The organism is Flavobacterium sp. AC267, assembly GCF_979258715.1.
On the sequence record NZ_OZ409875.1, the window covers coordinates 1429522 to 1446908 of the forward strand.

Consider the following 17387-nt stretch of genomic DNA (forward strand, 5'->3'; position numbering starts at 1 on the left):
AGATAGTACGGATTACTTTTCGTCTTTTGCCTTCAGAATTACGGGTAGAATGAATTGCGTTTTTACTGGAATACCGCGTTTTATAGCCGGATTTATTTTTGGAAAATCAACCAGACGCGCATGTAAAATGCTGTCAATTTTTATGGTGTCATAAGCAACAGAATCTTTAGGAAACTGAGGTTCAAACTTCATAGTTGCATTTGGAAAAATCGTTACTTTTACTTCAATGGTATCCAATTCTGGATATAAAATGGATAAAGTATCTACGTTTAATTTTTCTTCAATAAGGTCTGACATAACCTCGAAAAAGCATTGCTGGCGAAGTTTTTTATCTGCAATTTTTTCGCGACTTGAAACAGATGGATATTCGTCTACTTCTTTCCAATTAATTGATTTTAACTCTTTTTGAAGTAATTCCTTTTCAGACGGAACCTGCTTCTCAAAATATTGACAAGAATTAAAAACGATACAAATTAAAAAGGGAAAAAACTGCTTCAAGATTTTGATATTGAATGGATAAACAAATTATGGTATAAAAATACGATTATTTTTTTTGAGAAGCTTTGTATTGTTAATAATCTTCATAGTTTTCAGAAAGCCAATTTTCTTTGTTTTTTTCTGCAACTTCCTTTTGATCAGGATATAATTTGGCAAGTCGGTCTGAAAAAGGCTGCAATTTGAACGGTATAATTATAAAATTCAGTCTTTGTTAAAACTATGTCTGGATTATTTCTTTGACTAAAAAATTCAAAAAAAGTTTATCAAATTCTTTCATGGAGAAGTTTAATACTTTTTTCTTATTACTTTTATAAAGACTGTCCTGTAATATTTGATCTTCTATTGAGTGTTTTTTCGTTTGACCGAACGAATTTTCAGTAACAGAAAGGACAAATATTAAAGCAATAATTAATTTGGACAAAGTTTGCATGTTATTAAATTTACTTAAATTGTAAGTACAAATTTACAAAACTATATGGATTTACTTTTGGTTTCACTCGGTTTTATATTCATGATTGTTGGTGTTTTTGGTAGTTTTCTTCCCGTTTTACCTGGATTGTCAAGCTGTTGGGTGGGTTTGCTTTTACTTTATCTCACCAAAGCAGTAGAAAACAATTACTGGGTTTTGGGAATTACTTTTGTTTTAATGGTAATTATCACAATCTTAGATTATGTAATTCCTTCGCAAGGAACAAAAAAATTTGGAGGAAGTTCTTATGGCGTATGGGGAACCAACATTGGTTTAGTAATTGGTATTTTGGCACCAATTCCTTTTGGAGTTATTGTGGGACCGTTCTTAGGAGCGCTGGTTGGCGAATTGTTATATGATTCCAAAAACCATAAACGAGCAATGAAAGCGGCGACAGGTTCACTCCTTGGATTCCTTGCTTCAAGCTTTATCAACTTTATGTTCTGCATCATTTACTTCGGCATATTTTTAAGCATAATATGGAAATATCGAAACATTTTATTTTAATTATATAACAATTTGCAAATTCCCGCGTTGCGTTTGTTTGAAATATAAAAAAAATCCTATATTTTATTCTTTTTTATTTCAAGACGAAAGTATAGTATTTACTGGTACTGCGGGATTTTTTATGTTAAGAGCGGGTTATTATTCGTGTAAAATTTTAACTTATTTTTTGGAAATCTTAATATATTTTATATTTTTATCACAATAAACGATAAAAAGCCTCACTTTATCGATTATTTTGACCCAATTCAAATAATGTTTTCTAAATAAGTTAAGCGTATGACCCCAAACCTACAAATTGAACTTAGACGTTTTATTTCATCTAATGTTGTCTCCAAGTTGAACAAGTTTTATTTTGAAAATGATGCCCTTCTAATTAAGGGAATTGATGTCTCGATCGGTACAATTTTAATGGGTCTCTACAACAAAGCCGAAGAATCTGACTTTTACTCTGAAATAGTCTCAATGTTAAAAGAAGATTCGACCTTTTACCAGGAAATAGATTTTAACGCAGGTAGAATTTTATCAGTTGATGACTGCTACCGTTTAGAAGGAAATGATTTTCTAAAAGAATTATTTTCCAATAAAAAAGGAAGAATTTCAGAAATGGTTTCAAACGAAGTCGGCATCAAAAGCGAAACAGCCAGAGAAATACTTAACTTTTCAGCACTCCTTGTAGTTTCCTACTTAAGAAACAATCTTCAATTACTAGAAAGTTTAAAACTCCTTCTCGAAGACCAAAAAAGAGAAATTTTAAACAGTATTCCTCCCGGAATTAAAATCATCCTAGGTTTTTCATGTTACGAAACAGTAGAAGATAAAAACCAATCTATCGGAAGATCAATATTTACCCTTTTCGGACATAATTTCTTTACTTTATAAAATAAAAAAATCCCATTTTCAAAGAAAACAGGATTTAGTATAATTTCAAAATTTGAAAAACTTATTTAGCGTTTTTCAAATTGATGATTTCTTGTTCGGTCAAAAAGCGCCAGTTTCCTCTAGGAAGATTCTTTTTAGTCAAACCAGCAAACGCCACACGGTCAATTCGTAATACATTGTATTCGAAAGATTCAAAAATAGAACGAACTACTTTTACATTTGATGTTTTTAGCTTAAGACCAACTTCACTCTTAGGTTCATTGTCAATATAGCTTACTTCTTCAACAAAAACGCGGTGTCCGTCAAGAACCAAACCTTTGCTGATTTTTTCTAAATCCTCAAATTTTAAGTTTTTGTCTAAAGAAACCTGATAAATTTTAGACGATTTCTGATTCGGTAAAGTAAACTTACGAATCATATCTGTATCGTTTGTGAATACCAATAAACCAGTCGTATTCTTGTCCATTCTACCAATCGGAGCGATTTTCGAATTTGTAGAACCACGAACAAGTTCTAGAACGTTACGATATTCCTGACCTTCGTCAAGAGCAGTTGTAAAGTTTTTAGGTTTATTCAATAAAATATATTCCTTCTTTTCAGGAGTCAAAGTAGCACCATCAAAGTTTACTACATCATCCAATTTCACCAAATACCCCATTTCAGTCACAGGAACACCGTTTACTTTAACGTTTCCAGACTGAATATAAATATCAGCATCACGACGAGAACAAACACCAGAATTCGAGATGTATTTGTTCAGACGAATTTCATCTGAAGCCTTTTGTCTTTTCGGAGCCTGATTCTGTTTTTTTACTTTTTCTTCCGCGCGACAGATTAGCGGCTTTAACCTCCGGTTTTACTTTTTTCGGCCCTTGCGCACGTTTCGCCATAGGAGGTTTTGGCTTACTAGAGTTTGATCTTGAGCTATTTGGTCTAGATCCGCCTCTTTTATTATTGCCTTCCTTGTTGTTCATAAAATCATTAATTTGTGCAAAGATAGTTTTTTCCTGCTAATAAATCTTAAGTTCAATGTTCTTAGATTAATAGCAATGAAATTTAAGAGGTTTAGAAGCTCCACAATTGGCTTTTTTTGAGACATTGTTTCCCGTTTTCCATTACAATCTTTTTTGGTCTCGTTATAAAAAAACGAGACCAAAAAAGGATTTTCATTTCAACCGGGGCTAGATTAAAACAATTGGCTTCTTTTAAATATATTGATATTATATTATTTCGCAGAGATTCGCAAAATTTACACAAAGAGACACAAAAGAGAAAATCTGCTGAATCTGCAAGATCTGCGTGAAATAAAAAAATCTCTGAGTAAAGACTTTAGTAATTAGAAATCAATTCACGCCCGTGCCACAAAACACTCGGATTAATAAGAACAATACAGCAAACGCCTGAAACAATCAGGAATTTCAAAACATTATGAAGCATTAAAAACTGTTCTTTGGAATTCGATTTCCATAAATAAATCAGGAAAAAAAGTAAAACACCAAAACAAGCGTAAAAATAAATATCCATATAGCCCACATCATAAATGTTTACCAAAACATAAACAGGTAAAATGGTCAAAAGAGTCAGGGCAGTAATAATTTGTTTCGAGATATTTTCTCCGTACAAAACAGGAATTGTTCGATAATCACTTACCAAATCGCCTTTTAAATTCTCTAGATCTTTTATCATTTCGCGAATTAATAAAAGCAAAAACAAGAAAACGGCATGAGCTGAAATCACTACAAAATGACTCATGTGATTTTCAATTTCTTCAAACGAAATCTTATTGTAAAAATAAAGTAAAATGGCGAAAAACGGCGTTACAGCCAATAATGCCGACATCAAATTTCCAATAATTGGGTATTTTTTTATTTTATGCGAATAAAACCAAATTAGAAAAATATAAGCTGAAAAGAATAAAAAAGCTCTCCATGAAACTATAGAAGCCATTAAAACGGCCAGAAAGTTCAAACTAAAATAAACAGTCAACTTTGTTTTCTGACTCACCAATCGATCCAGCATAGATTTGTTGGGCCTATTAATTAAATCTTTCTGACTGTCGTAAAAATTATTGATGATATAACCAGAAGCAATGGTAACGGCAGAAGCAAATACAATTAAAAACAGATAGAAATCAAGAAGGATATCCAGCGCTCTAATTTCGGGCGCCAATATAAAAATCGCCGACAAATATTGCGCTAAAACTATAATCGGGATATTGTAACCTCTAACTACAGAAAACAGACTAACAATTTTCATTACTAAAAGTTTGTGCTGTCTGCTTAACATAAATAATTTTTTGATGGATTAGATGAGGGAAGTTAACGGATATTTTCTAATTGTAATAGTTTAAAGCTTGTTTTTTAACAATTCTTTAGAGCCATATCCTAATTTTCGAATGCAGGCCAGAGCTTCTTTTTGAGTCATCTCTATTTCTTTAATATCTTTTTTTTCTACAAAAACCACAGATCCGCTCCATGGATTTGGTGCATCTGGAATAAAAACGGCAAAACTATTTTCATTTATCTGCTCAATTAAAAAAGCAAATTGAAGACCAGCATCTGTAGGAACAAGAATAACTTTTAAATCCTGATTGGATTCAAAACCCATAATGCTCTCGTTCATGTTTTTCATAAACGAATAACCAGGAACAAAGCTTAAAATTCCGTTTTCTAATCGATGAATCAGTTTTTGAGCGTAAGTTGTTTTGGCTATTAATCCAGCAGTAAAGCAAATGAAAATGATGATTACTATTGCAACAATTTCTTCAATCGCAAGTCCTAAAACCTTCACTTTTGGAAAGTGATTGATAATTGGATTTGTAATTTTTTGAATAATACTAAAACCTTTTTCTAAAAGAACCAATAATAAAATTAAAGGTGCTAAAAATAAAATTCCTCCTAAAAAAGTTGCCTTGATAATCTTTAAAATACTTTTCATATTCAATAACTATTAGGGTGATTATTTTTAAGAAAGGATATTCAATAAGCGTGGGGTTTTAAATAAATTCAAATTTAGAATTGATAGACAACTTCTAGTTTATAGTCTTTCAACGATGCCTTAGCACGTTCTAAATCTTCGGTAAAACCAAGAATATAACCGTCGCCTCCAGAACCGCAAAGTTTTAAATAATAGTCGTTTGTGTCAATTCCGTGCTCGCCAGATTCCGTGAAATTGTTCTGGAATCATTGGTTTAAAATGATTTAAAACAACTTTAGAAAGCTTTTTAGTATTGGTAAACAAAGAAGTCATATCGCCATGTAAAAAGTTTTCTACGCAGGCATCTGTATATTTAACGAATTGGTTTTTAAGCATCGCACGGAAACCTTTGTCTTTTAGGTTTTCCATAAAGATGTTAACCATTGGAGCAGTTTCTCCCACAATTCCAGAGTCTAATAAAAACACAGCACCTTTCCCGTCAAAACTTTGAGTCGGAATCCCAGTTGCTTCAATATTATCTTTAGAATTAATTAAAATCGGAATACTCAAATAGCTGTTTAAAGGATCTAAACCTGAACTTTTTCCGTGAAAAAAGCTTTCCATTTGAGAAAAAACAGTTTTTAAATGTAAAAGTTTTTCACGAGTCAGATTTTCTAAAACTGTGATTTTATTTGTAGCATATTTGTCATAAATCGCGACCACAAGTGCACCGTCGCTTCCAACACCATATCCTTGCGGAATACTAGAATCGAAATACATGCCGCTTTCAACATCGTTTTTTAAAGTTAACAAATCAAAAGAAACCAAATCAGGCTGTTCTGTCTGTAAAGCTTCAAGATAAGTTGTGTAACGTCGCAAACTTGCGTTTGATGCAATGGCTTCTGCAGAAGGCTCTTCAGACTTCTTTAAAGCACCATTGTAAAAATTATAAGGAATAGAAAGTCCTTTAGAGTCGCGGATGATTCCGTATTCTCCAAAGAGTAATATTTTTGAGTAAAATAATGGTCCTTTCATGATTTATTTTATGTCTTTCTTAATTTTATTTGGGTCTTGTCGTGTGTCAAAAAATGCAACTATTTCAACTCTTTTATTATTAAACTTGTAGTATAATGTTGATTGTTTTGTAATCACACATTTATGTACTTTTTTATTGCTTTCTGATCTTGGAAATGCTTCCGGATTGTCTTGAAGAATATTTACAGCTTGGTACAATTTGTTTGCAAACTTTTTCCGAATTCTATCTGACCATTTTATTTCTAAATATTCTAAAAGATTTTCAATTTTTGATTGAGCAACATCCGAAATTATAATTTTCCTCATTTAAATCAGATATATTTCTGTATAAAAGATTCAAAATCTGAATATTCTCCTTTTTGGATTTGTTTCTCACCCAATTGAATTTCTGCTTTTTGTTCATCAGTTAAATCATCCCACCAATCTTTTTTCTTTTTGGTTAGCAATTTTTTGACCGCCAAAATAATTGAAAGGTCATCTGTACCTTCCAGAATATCTATCACTTCGCGTTTTTCTAATTGAATGTCCATAACCTAAATTTTAATTAAAGATACGCAAAATTATAATGCAATTGAGCCTTCTCCAATTTTGTCGCAAATGTACTGACGATTCTGACAAAATACAACTAATTCGTCCTGAATAAACTGTAATACTTTTTCTGTAACGTTTTCGGGATAAAGCACATGCACATTTGCTCCGGCATCAAGTGTAAAACAAACCGGAATTTGAGTTTCATTCCTAAATTTCCAGATTGCATTTATAATTTGCAACGTATTAGGCTTCATCAAAATAAAATAAGGCATTGAGGTCATCATCATCGCGTGCAAAGTTAAAGCTTCACTTTCTACAACTTTGATGAATTCCTCTAAATTACCGTTTTCAAAAATTTTGATTAACTGATCTAAGTTTTCGTGTGCTTGAGCAAAACGTCTTTCGGCATACGGATGATTGTGCATCAAATCGTGGCCAACGGTACTCGAAACTTGTTTTTCGCCTTTATCAACCAATAAAATTGTATCTTGATAATTCTTGAAATTTTCATGAATACTATACGGATATTCGACTCCAAATAAATCTGAGCTTCCTTCAATATTGGCTTGATTTCCCCAAACGACAACATTTCCCTTTACGCTTCGGCAGGCACTTCCTGATCCTAAACGAGCTAAAAAAGAAGCCTTTTGATAGAAATATTCATCTGTCATTTCTGGATTTAGTTTTCTTTCCAAACTCATGAAATTCATTGCCAAAGCCGCCATTCCAGAAGCCGAAGACGCAATTCCAGAACTATGCGGAAATGTATTCTGGGTGTCAATTGTAAAATGATACTCTTTTAAAAATGGCAGATAAACTTCAACTCTTTCTAAAAACTTCTGAATTTTTGGTTTGAAATCTTCTTTTGGTTTTCCTTCAAAAAGTAAATCAAATGAAAAATAATTTTGGTTTGCTCTTTTTTCGAAGCCCAATTTCGTAATCGTTTTACAGTTATTCAAAGTAAAACTTACCGAAGGATTTGCTGGAATCTGATTGTCTTTTTTGCCCCAATATTTTACTAATGCAATATTGCTGGGAGCGCTCCACTCAAAATTTCCGTTTTCGATTGTAGAAGTATATTTTTTAGGAATAAAATCAGTCGCTGTAAACATGAAATATAAATTTTGGCAAAGATAGTTTTTAAAATATTTCACCCTATAAGTTATATCAGAAATTATAATTCAAAGTTTAATAAATGAACTTACAGAACTTATATGGTTTAAATCTTTCTTTTAACTATTTTTGAATACAAAATTTTAATGAAATGAATAAGACCGTAAAGATTATAATAGCCTTAATTATTTGTTTAGCAGTAGGATATTCTGCAAGTTTGGTAACAAGACCGAGCGTAGAAAGCTGGTATCCAACTATTGCAAAACCAGTTTTTAATCCGCCGAACTGGATTTTTATGCCGGTTTGGACAATTCTTTACATTTTTATGGCAGTTGCTTGCAGGATTAGTTTGGGATAAAATTAAAGAACAAACAGAAGAAGTTAAAAAAGCATTACTTTTCTTTATCATTCAATTGATATTAAATGCCATTTGGTCTTATCTATTCTTCGGCTTAAAAAATCCGATGCTGGCTTTAGTAGAAATAGCACTTTTATGGCTGATGATTTACGAAACCTATTTGAAGTTTATAAAAATCAATAAAACAGCAGGTTATTTATTGATTCCGTATCTAGCGTGGGTTGGATTTGCGGCTGTTTTAAATGCTAGTATTTGGTGGTTGAACAGGTAAAATTTGTTTCAGGTTTTATGGTTTCAGCTTCTTAAATTCTTTATTTTTAGCATTCAAAAATTCTATTGTTGCTAGAATATTAGGATTTAGAGTAAGTGCTTTTGACCTTGGATCGGCATCGCAGAAATCGATAAAAAGCTCTTTTTGTTCGGCAGTTATTTTTAAATCTTTTGAGAAAAAATCTGTAGAACACGTTTTTTTGATAAGCTTTTTGAAGGCACTTTCGGTTTTGTCTTTTTTATGTGGTTTTCCACCACCGAAAGAAAATTTTGTCTGCATTCCGTTTACGATTGTGCCATCATTATAACCAGTTATGTATCGTTTCAGATTCTTGTCTCTTTTTTTAACATCTATATCTGCTACCGCCTCTGGATCTGGTGGTAAGGGATCAAATTTTATTTCATTAGCTATTATTACTTCCTGCAATTCTTCAGGCTTAATAATCATTTTAATTACAAGATTATTTGAATTTATCTTTTCAGAGGTAAGTTTTAATCTTGTAAAGAAATAATCTTTAGAGAAAAAAAGTAAGCTATCCTGTGCTTTTGCTGAAATGGAGAATTCTCCACGTTCATTTGTTCTGGTGCTTGTTTTTGCAGTTTTATTTATGACTTCAACTTTGCTTAGTGGAGCATTATTAGCGATTACTTTTCCATGAAGCAATTTTTCGGTTTGAGAAATACTAACCTGATAGGTGAAAAAAAAAATTGTAGTAAGTAATTTTACTTTCATTTACAGATTTTAGTTTTTGATTTCTAAATTTAATTTTTTAAACTCTTCATTTTTAGCATACAAAAAATCCATTGTTGCCAAAACATTTGGGTGTTCTAAAAGTTTTTTTGACTTTGGATCAGCATCACAAAATTCTAGGAAAAGCTCTTTTTGTTCGGCATTTAGTTTTAAATCGTTGCTAAAAAAATCTGGAGTACAGTAGGCAGTGGCATGTTTTTTAAAGCGGTCGTCAATTTCGTTTTTTTCTTTTGGCTTTTTGTTTCCAATCGGGAATGCTATATGTGGCGAATTTCTAATTCTTCCGTCATTAACTCCAGTATAACCACTCAAATCAGTTGCAATTTTGTCTACATAGATCTGTTTTACCTTTTCGGCATCGTATGTTACTTTTTGCAGTTTCATTTTAGTAATTAAAACTTCATCTAATTCTTCGGCTCTAATAACCATATTAACAACAAGATTATTAGTTTTTATGTTCTCGGCAGTAAGTTTCAATCTGGTAAAGAAAAAATCCTTAGAGAAAAAAAGTAAACTGTCTCTTTCTTTAACCAAAATAGAGAATTCTCCCAGCTCATTTGTTCTTGTACTGGTTTTAGCTGTTTTATTAATCACCTCGACTTTATTAATCGGGGCATTATTAGAAATGACTTTTCCTTGAAGTAATTTTTCTGTTTGCGAAATACTTAATTGATAAGTTAGAAGAGAAATTGTAGTAAGTAATTTTACTTTCATGAATGGATTTTAGTTTTTAATTCCAGAATTTAGTTTTTTAAATTCTTGATTTTTAGTGTATAAAAAGTCCATTGTATAAAGTAAATTTTTCTGCTGTACAAGGATTTTAGCCTGCGGATCGGCATCGCAAAATTGAAGAAACAAATCTTTTTCGTCAGGTTTTAATTTTAAATCATCTGTAAAGAAATCTATTGGGACAGTAGATTCAGCTAATTTTTTGAAGTCTAATTCTTTGAATTTAATTTTCTTAGCTTTTTTATCCTTTTTTAAAAACAAACTTAAAATAGCCATTAAATCTGCTCCATTGGTAATGCCGCCAGTATAAACGCCAGGATTAGATATTGCGGGTTTTGGTATTACAGTAGAATTTTCGTCTGCGGGGCCAATATGAGGAAGTGTAATAGTAGTAATAACAACTTCATCCAGTTCCTCGGGTTTCAAAATCATATTAACAGTAATATTATTTTGATCTATATTCTCTTGCGAAACTTTTAATCTTTTGAAAAAATAATCTTTTGAGAAGAAAATTAAGCTGTCTTTAGGGCGAACTAAAATCGAAAATTCTCCTGCTTCATTTGTTCTTGTACTCGTTTTGGCAGTTTTGTTGATTACTTCAACATTTTTAAGCAAAATGTTCTGAGAATAAACTTTTCCGTTTAATAGTTTTTCGGTTTGAGAAATAGAAAGCTGGTATGTGAAAAAAGAAATTGTAGTGAGTAATTTTACTTTCATCTAGTGGTATTTAGTTGAAAGTAAAATTATTAGAATTGTCTTAATGAAAACTTGTGAAACCTGTAAATTCTTGTTAATTATTTAATTAGAATATTTTTGCAATACATTAATTAATTCCGAAGGAGTATCGATAACCAATTTAGCGCCGCTTACTTTTAATTCCTCTTCTGTTCTATAGCCCCAAGAAACTCCAACTGGAAACATATTCGCATTTATTGCAGTCTGCATATCAATATCAGAATCACCTACAAAAAGAATTTCTTCTGGTTTTAAACTCCATTTTTTGCTTATTGCAACAGCTTCAAACGGATTTGGTTTTTTAAGTTCTTCCGTGCTTAAACCAATTGCGGAATCAAAATAATCAGGAAATATCTCTGAGGCTATTTTTTTGGTAAGCTCATCAGCTTTGTTTGAAAAAACGGCTAGTTTGATGTTTTGTGATTTCAAATTGTCTAATAACTCACGAATACCTTTGTATGGTTTTGTTTTAATGGTGCATACTTCACGATATGTTTCGATCATGCAGTCAAAACAAATTTCAATCTGTTCATCTGAATTGTTTGTGGCAGGCAAAGCTTTACTGACCAAATTTCGCAAACCGCTTCCTATAAAATATTGATACGTATCGTAAGTGTGAGTTGGGTAATTTAGACCTTGAAGAACCGTATTCATTGCATCAGAAATGTCTTCTAATGAGTTTACTAAAGTTCCGTCTAAATCAAAAATAATTCCTTTAAATTTCATTCTATTATATATTATTTGCAACAATAAATCCGCTGGTCCAAGCATTTTGGAAATTAAAACCTCCTGTAATCGCATCGATGTTTACAATTTCGCCAGCAAAATAAAGGTTTTCATGAATTTTGCTTTCCATGGTTTTGAAATTGATTTCTTTTAAATCGATGCCGCCTGCGGTTACAAATTCTTCTTTAAAAGTGCTTTTTCCGTTTACCTGAAATTTTGCTTTTGTTAATTGTGAAGCTAAATTTTGCAATTGATTTTTTGATAAATCAGCCCATTTTGTTTCCGCATCAATTTCAGAAGCAAAAACCAAACTTTCCCATAAACGATTTGGGAAGTCGAAAGGTGATTTTTTATAAACTGCTTTTTTAGCATGTTCCTGTTTTAAATCTTTTAGGATTTTTTCGGCATCTTCGGTATCCACATCATTTAGCCAGTTCACGAAAATCGTAAACTGATAATTTTTATCGAACAAAATGCGCGCTCCCCAAGCCGAAAGCTTTAAAATTGCCGGACCGCTCATTCCCCAATGGGTAATTAACAAAGGACCTGTCGATTCTAGTTTAGTATCTTTTACATTTACGGTAACTTGTGCCGCAACGCCGGGTAATTCTTTAATGCGCGGGTCTTTGATGTTGAAAGTAAATAGGGAAGGAACGGGGCTTACAATTGCATGTCCTTTCTCCTGAAGCATTTCCCATATTTTCGGGTTGCTTCCAGTTGCCAAAACTAATTTTTCGGCGACATAATTGTCGCTTTGTGTATCAATTTTCCAGTGATTTTCTTTTTTAAAGATTGATTGAACGCTTTGGCCGGTCAATACTTTAATGCCTAATTTTTCGGTTGCTTTTAAGAAACAATCAATTATGGTTTGAGAGGAATTAGAAACGGGAAACATTCTTCCGTCTTCTTCTATTTTTAATTCTACGCCGTGTTTTTCAAACCATTCGATTGTATCGCCGGAACAAAATTGATGAAAAGGACCACGAAGTTCTTTTTCGCCACGCGGATAAAATTTAACCAATTCGTTTGGTTCAAAACAAGCATGTGTTACGTTGCATCTTCCGCCACCAGAAACACGGACTTTAGAAAGGACTTCTTTTCCTCTTTCTAAAATAACAATTTTAAGTTTCGGATTTTTCTCTGCAATATTAATCGCAGTAAAAAAACCTGCGGCGCCTCCGCCAACGATGATTATGTCGAAATTTTTGATCATATTATTTGGTTTGCCACTCCCGATAGCTATCGGGATCACGAATTTTTTATTCAACCCTGATGAACTTTGACAAAGTTTCTTGTGACTGATTTATATTTTGTCTGGATTATCAGAGATAATTCCGTTTACTTTATAACTTTTTACTTTTAGAATGTCTTCTTCAGTATTTACTGTCCAAGGAAAAACCAAGAATCCTTTTTGTCGCATTTCCTGAACATTTTCAGTGTTTAATAAATGAAAATCAGGATGAATGGCTTTTGCTTTTATGCTTTCGGCGAAAGCCAAAGCAGTATCAATATTTTCTTCTGTTAAAACACCAATAGGAATTTTTGGATTTAGATTTTGAACTTCCTGCAATGCATTCCAGTCAAAACTTGAAATGATAAAATTGTCGTAACTCCAATCTTTTTCTGCAATATATGCTTCAATTAAAGAAACGACTTTCTCAGATGTGTCAGCATTTTTTAATTCGATATTGATCAGGCATTTTTTATCTACTAAATCAAAAACTTCATTTAAAGTTGGAATTTGATATTGTTCGGCGACTAAAAATGATTTTAATTCGGCTAAAGAAAATGTATTTATGGTGCCTTTTCCGTTGGTCATTTTATCGATAGTTTCATCATGCATTACGACAATATGTCCATCGGCGCTCAAATGAACGTCAAGTTCAATTCCGTCTGAATTTAAGTCTAACGCTTTTTGGAAAGCTTTTAAAGTATTTTCAGGTTCGTAAGCTTTGGCACCGCGGTGTGCTATTTTTAGCATTTTGTAAAGTTTAACCGCAAAGGTCGCAAAGATTTACGCAAAGTACGCAAGGATTAGATAAAAAAGTCGCCACGAATTTCACGAATTTACACTAATTAAATTTGTGATAATTTGTGTAATTCGTGGCAAAAAAAATTTGCGGTTAAGCAAGTTCTAATAAAACAAGCCCGTAATCAGAATCAATGATTGCTTTTCCGTTTTGTACTTCTGTTTCTTTACCCGAAAAAGCATCTTTTAATTTGGTGCCATCTTCAAAAATAGAATCAACTGGAAGTTCTTTTGGGCCAGTTCCTAAATCAAGACCAATTATAACTTCGTCTTTATAATTAACTTTAGTAAAACTTCTGGAGAAAATATACGGCTGATCTGAAATCATTTTATGGATTCCAGCGCCAACCGATGGATGATTTCTGCGAAATTGCCCTAGTTTTTGCCAATGCCAAAGTATGCTCTGAGTTTCAGAATTATTCTCAACATCTTCCCAGTTCATAAAAGATCGTAAAGTAGCGTCGCCTTCAGTGCCTTCAATTTCTAAAGAACGACCCGTTTCATCACCATAATATACCTGAGAAATTCCGGGAGAAAGCAGGAGTTTTGTTCCCGCTTCAAAAGTTCTGTTTCGATTTCCATCGAAAGGTTCAGGATCATCGTGCGACGATACGTAATTTAGAACGCTGTAACCCTTTAATTCATTTTGAAGTTTGGCTGAATATTTCGAAAATATAACTTCATAATCATTTTGAGCATCAAGTTTAAATTCAAAATTAATCATGCAGTTAAAGCCATTTTCGAAATAATTTACTTTTCGGTCTCCAAAATCATAATCTAGTCCGCCACTTATTTCATAACCATAAACTTCAGCAATGGTGTAAAATGGATTCTGATCTAAAACTTCCAACGGATGATGTTTTTTCCAAGTTTCAAATGCATAATCGCATTCTTTTCTAAAATCAATCCAGACATCTTCGTCAGTATGTTTTACAGTATCAGCTCTGTAACCGTCAATTCCGAATTCCAAAATATAATCTGTTAACCATTTTATGATATAATATTTTGGTGTTCTTGGATAATTTGTTCTTTTGAAAAATTCATTTAACGAGTTTATCTCTTTGTCATAGCGTCCTTCATTTTTCCATTTTTCAATCAAAAAAGAAGGCAGTTCTACTTCCTGATTACTTTCGGTTCTTACATCCGGAAGATTATCGACCAAGGTACACATTGTTGTATTCTCGAATGATTTATAATCACAGACAATTCCAGTTCTAACCCAGTCTTCCGGCCACATCGGGTCTTCGGGAGTTACGGGGCCGGTATGATTAATAACGCCGTCAAGCATAATTCTTATGCCTTTTTCGTGTGCTTTTTTTACCAGATTTGCCAAATCTTCTTTGGTTCCGAAGTTAGGGTCTAAAGCCGTCCAGTCTCTCGCCCAATACCCATGAAAGCCATAGCTAAGACCAGTTCCTTCATCAACACCATCGTGAATTTGTTCTACAATCGGCGTAAGCCAAATGGCATTTATTCCCAATTCATCAAAATAACCTTCGTCGATTTTTTTTATAATTCCGATGATATCTCCGCCTTCAAAACCACGTAATTTTCCCGGAGTTTTGGTTCGGTTAAAATTGATGTCGTTTGAAGGATTTCCGTTGTAAAAACGATCGGTAAGTAAAAAATATATATTTGCCCCTTCCCAAATGAAAGGTATTTTAGGAGTATTTTCTTTATTCATTAAAACTGATTTTAAGCCAGAATATTAAAGATAAAGAAAGGAAAGCATATAATTGAAAAATCCGCCACGAATTCTCGAATTATTGTTTTGTGAAATTCGTGAATTCGTGACGGAAATATATTGTGTTAAATTTTACCGTTGTGAGACCTGACAGGTTTTAAAAACCTGTCAGGTCTCTTTGAACATAAAAAAGAGACGCACTGCTGTGCGTCTCTACGATAAACGTTATGGTAAATCGTTGATTTTCTATTCCAATTCTAAAACTAAAGCCGATTTTGGTTCTAAAGTAATTTCAGAACTTAAATCAAATGTTTTTCCAGTCAAAACATCTTTTCCTTTTTTAAAGTTTTTGATGCTTTCTTTGAAACGATTGGTTTTAATAGTTTGCCCTTTTGCATTATTATTAAAAACGACCATCACCGATTTATTATCTGTATATCTGAAATACACATAGGTGTTATTTTCTGGAATATAATGTGTCATTTTTCCGAAGTGAACGGCTTCGTTTGATTTTCTCCAGTTGAATAATTTCGATGTAAAATCAAAATATTTTGCTTGTTCAGGAGTTCTTCCTGCTCGCGGTTAGCGCATTGTTTTTATCGCCTGCCCATCCTCCTGGAAAATCCTGACGAATATCTGCATCGCCTTTGCTTTTGTCACCGCCCATTCCAATTTCTGAACCATAATATAACTGCGGAATTCCACGAACGGTTGCCAATAAAGTCATTGCCAATTTGTATTTTGGAAAATCGTATTTAAACTTATCATTCATACGATCTGTATCGTGATTTTCAGAAAAAACCAAAATGTTATTCGTATTAGGATATAAATAATCCATTGCAAAATTGTTGTAGAATTTAATCAACCCGTTGTCCCAGCTTGGTTCGTCTTCGTTGAAGGCAGATGTAACCTGACTTTGAAGCGTAAAATCCATTACACTTGGAAGATTCGAATTGTAGTTTTCGATGGCACCAATTTTACTGTCTTTTTGCCAATAAGCCAAATTCGCCTGATTATGCATCCAGATTTCACCCACAATATTAAAATTCGGGTATTCATTTGTAATGGCTTTTGCCCAATTTGCCATTGCAGCTGACATCAGAATAATTGTAAGTATCAACTCTAAATCCGTCAAGATTGGCGAATTCAATCCACCAAATGGCATTTTGAGTTAAGTATTTTGCAACTAAAGGATTTCTCAAATTCAAATCGGGCATAGAAGGTACAAACCAGCCATCAACACAAACTTCCTGATCTATTTTTGATGCATGAATGTCTGTAATAACTTCACGACGGTGATGTGTCTGCGTGAAAGTTTCAAATTGATTGAACCATGTTTTCGTTGGAATATCTTTCATCATCCAGTGTGTAATTCCCCAGTGATTCGTTACATAATCCATAACCAGTTTCATGTTCTTTTTGTGCATTTCTGCGACTAAACGCGCGTAATCGTCATTCGTTCCGTAACGCGGATCAATTTTATAAACATCAGATTGTCCGTAAGTATGGTATGAATGCTGTTTGTCGTTGTCTTCACATAAAGGTGTACTCCAAATTGTTGTAGCACCAAGAGAGGAAATATAATCTAAGTTTTTAATGATTCCCTCGATATCTCCACCGTGACGTCCGCTTGGATCTTGACGGTTTCCTTTTTCTGTTAAATTGGCATCGCTGTCGTTTTTCGGATTTCCGTTGGCAAAACGATCTGGCATGATTAAGTAAATCATATCCGATGCATCGTAACTTTTTCTGTCAGCAGAATTTGCTCTTCTTTCTTTAAGTGAATATTTCTGTGTAAAGGCAACTTTGTTTTTGGTTTTGAAAGAGAAAACCAATTCTGAAGCTTTTAAGTTTTGCGTATCAATGGTTACGAAAAGGTAATTTGGGTTTTCTGTTTTCTCTACATTTTTAATCACCACATTGTTTGAAACAGAAGCTTCGTATTGTGCGATATTTTTTCCGTAGAACAGAATCTGCAATTCTGGATTTTTCATTCCAGCATACCAAAATGGCGGTTCTACTTTCTGTATTTGCGCTTTCGCGGAAGCAGAAAATAGTAGAACAAGTAGAACTGTTTTTATTAAAAAAAGATGCTTTTTAGTAAATGATGTTTTTGAAGTTCTCATAATTATTTTAAGGTTTGACAGATATCGAAAG

15 protein-coding genes and 4 pseudogenes are annotated in these 17387 nt (G+C 32.9%); 3 read left to right on the top strand and 16 right to left on the bottom strand.

Features of this window, described 5'->3' with window-relative positions; translation table 11 throughout:
• Positions 1 to 12: 12 nt before the first annotated feature.
• Positions 13 to 498 carry a hypothetical protein gene (locus ACZZ95_RS07550; protein ID WP_463468596.1) on the bottom strand — a complete coding sequence of 162 codons (486 nt, stop codon included), beginning with the start codon at positions 496 to 498 and terminating at the stop codon, positions 13 to 15.
• 475 nt (positions 499 to 973) lie between these two features.
• Between ACZZ95_RS07550 and ACZZ95_RS07555 the strand changes: the two genes are divergently transcribed.
• Both ACZZ95_RS07555 and ACZZ95_RS07560 read left to right on the top strand, forming a co-directional pair.
• Positions 974 to 1474, top strand: a complete 501-nt coding sequence (locus tag ACZZ95_RS07555) for a DUF456 domain-containing protein (RefSeq protein ID WP_463468597.1) — start codon at positions 974 to 976, stop codon at positions 1472 to 1474.
• A 276-nt stretch (positions 1475 to 1750) separates the two neighbouring features.
• Positions 1751 to 2353 carry a DUF937 domain-containing protein gene (locus tag ACZZ95_RS07560; protein ID WP_463468598.1) on the top strand — a complete coding sequence of 201 codons (603 nt, stop codon included), beginning with the start codon at positions 1751 to 1753 and terminating at the stop codon, positions 2351 to 2353.
• Between the two features lie 61 nt (positions 2354 to 2414).
• Here the strand turns inward: ACZZ95_RS07560 and ACZZ95_RS07565 are convergent.
• The 7 genes and pseudogenes from ACZZ95_RS07565 to ACZZ95_RS07595 form a co-directional block, all read right to left on the bottom strand.
• Positions 2415 to 3327, bottom strand: a pseudogene (locus ACZZ95_RS07565) (pseudouridine synthase).
• Positions 3328 to 3682: 355 nt separating this feature from the next.
• On the bottom strand, positions 3683 to 4639 hold the full coding sequence (locus ACZZ95_RS07570; protein WP_463468599.1) for a geranylgeranylglycerol-phosphate geranylgeranyltransferase: 957 nt from the start codon (positions 4637 to 4639) through the stop codon (positions 3683 to 3685).
• Positions 4640 to 4699: 60 nt separating this feature from the next.
• Entirely contained in the window at positions 4700 to 5290 is a 591-nt protein-coding gene (locus tag ACZZ95_RS07575; protein WP_463468600.1) for a DUF502 domain-containing protein, read from the bottom strand.
• 74 nt (positions 5291 to 5364) lie between these two features.
• Positions 5365 to 6304 (bottom strand): annotated as a pseudogene (locus tag ACZZ95_RS07580) (mevalonate kinase family protein).
• 3 nt (positions 6305 to 6307) lie between these two features.
• On the bottom strand, positions 6308 to 6610 hold the full coding sequence (locus tag ACZZ95_RS07585) for a type II toxin-antitoxin system RelE/ParE family toxin (RefSeq protein WP_463468601.1): 303 nt from the start codon (positions 6608 to 6610) through the stop codon (positions 6308 to 6310).
• 5 nt (positions 6611 to 6615) lie between these two features.
• Complete coding sequence (locus ACZZ95_RS07590) at positions 6616 to 6834, bottom strand: hypothetical protein (RefSeq protein ID WP_463468602.1); 219 nt, start codon at positions 6832 to 6834, stop codon at positions 6616 to 6618.
• Between the two features lie 30 nt (positions 6835 to 6864).
• Positions 6865 to 7947 carry a diphosphomevalonate decarboxylase gene (locus ACZZ95_RS07595; protein WP_463468603.1) on the bottom strand — a complete coding sequence of 361 codons (1083 nt, stop codon included), beginning with the start codon at positions 7945 to 7947 and terminating at the stop codon, positions 6865 to 6867.
• A 152-nt stretch (positions 7948 to 8099) separates the two neighbouring features.
• Between ACZZ95_RS07595 and ACZZ95_RS07600 the strand changes: the two are divergent.
• A pseudogene (locus tag ACZZ95_RS07600) lies at positions 8100 to 8577 on the top strand (TspO/MBR family protein).
• 15 nt (positions 8578 to 8592) lie between these two features.
• Here the strand turns inward: ACZZ95_RS07600 and ACZZ95_RS07605 are convergent.
• The 8 genes and pseudogenes from ACZZ95_RS07605 to ACZZ95_RS07640 form a co-directional block, all read right to left on the bottom strand.
• A complete protein-coding gene (locus tag ACZZ95_RS07605) occupies positions 8593 to 9309 on the bottom strand; it encodes a hypothetical protein (protein ID WP_463468604.1) in 717 nt (238 codons plus the stop codon).
• Positions 9310 to 9318: 9 nt separating this feature from the next.
• A complete protein-coding gene (locus ACZZ95_RS07610) occupies positions 9319 to 10041 on the bottom strand; it encodes a hypothetical protein (protein WP_463468605.1) in 723 nt (240 codons plus the stop codon).
• Positions 10042 to 10050: 9 nt separating this feature from the next.
• Positions 10051 to 10773, bottom strand: a complete 723-nt coding sequence (locus tag ACZZ95_RS07615; RefSeq protein WP_463468606.1) for a hypothetical protein — start codon at positions 10771 to 10773, stop codon at positions 10051 to 10053.
• A gap of 81 nt (positions 10774 to 10854) precedes the next feature.
• Entirely contained in the window at positions 10855 to 11517 is a 663-nt protein-coding gene (locus ACZZ95_RS07620; protein ID WP_463468607.1) for an HAD family hydrolase, read from the bottom strand.
• Between the two features lie 4 nt (positions 11518 to 11521).
• Positions 11522 to 12730, bottom strand: coding sequence for a BaiN/RdsA family NAD(P)/FAD-dependent oxidoreductase (locus ACZZ95_RS07625; RefSeq protein ID WP_463468608.1), 1209 nt, complete (start codon positions 12728 to 12730; stop codon positions 11522 to 11524).
• A 90-nt stretch (positions 12731 to 12820) separates the two neighbouring features.
• Entirely contained in the window at positions 12821 to 13498 is a 678-nt protein-coding gene (locus tag ACZZ95_RS07630) for a glycerophosphodiester phosphodiesterase (RefSeq protein WP_463468609.1), read from the bottom strand.
• A gap of 142 nt (positions 13499 to 13640) precedes the next feature.
• Positions 13641 to 15230 (bottom strand): alpha-amylase family glycosyl hydrolase, encoded by a 1590-nt coding sequence (locus tag ACZZ95_RS07635; RefSeq protein WP_463468610.1) that lies wholly within the window; start codon positions 15228 to 15230, stop codon positions 13641 to 13643.
• 246 nt (positions 15231 to 15476) lie between these two features.
• A pseudogene (locus ACZZ95_RS07640) lies at positions 15477 to 17356 on the bottom strand (glycoside hydrolase family 13 protein).
• Between the last annotated feature and the right edge of the window lie 31 nt (positions 17357 to 17387).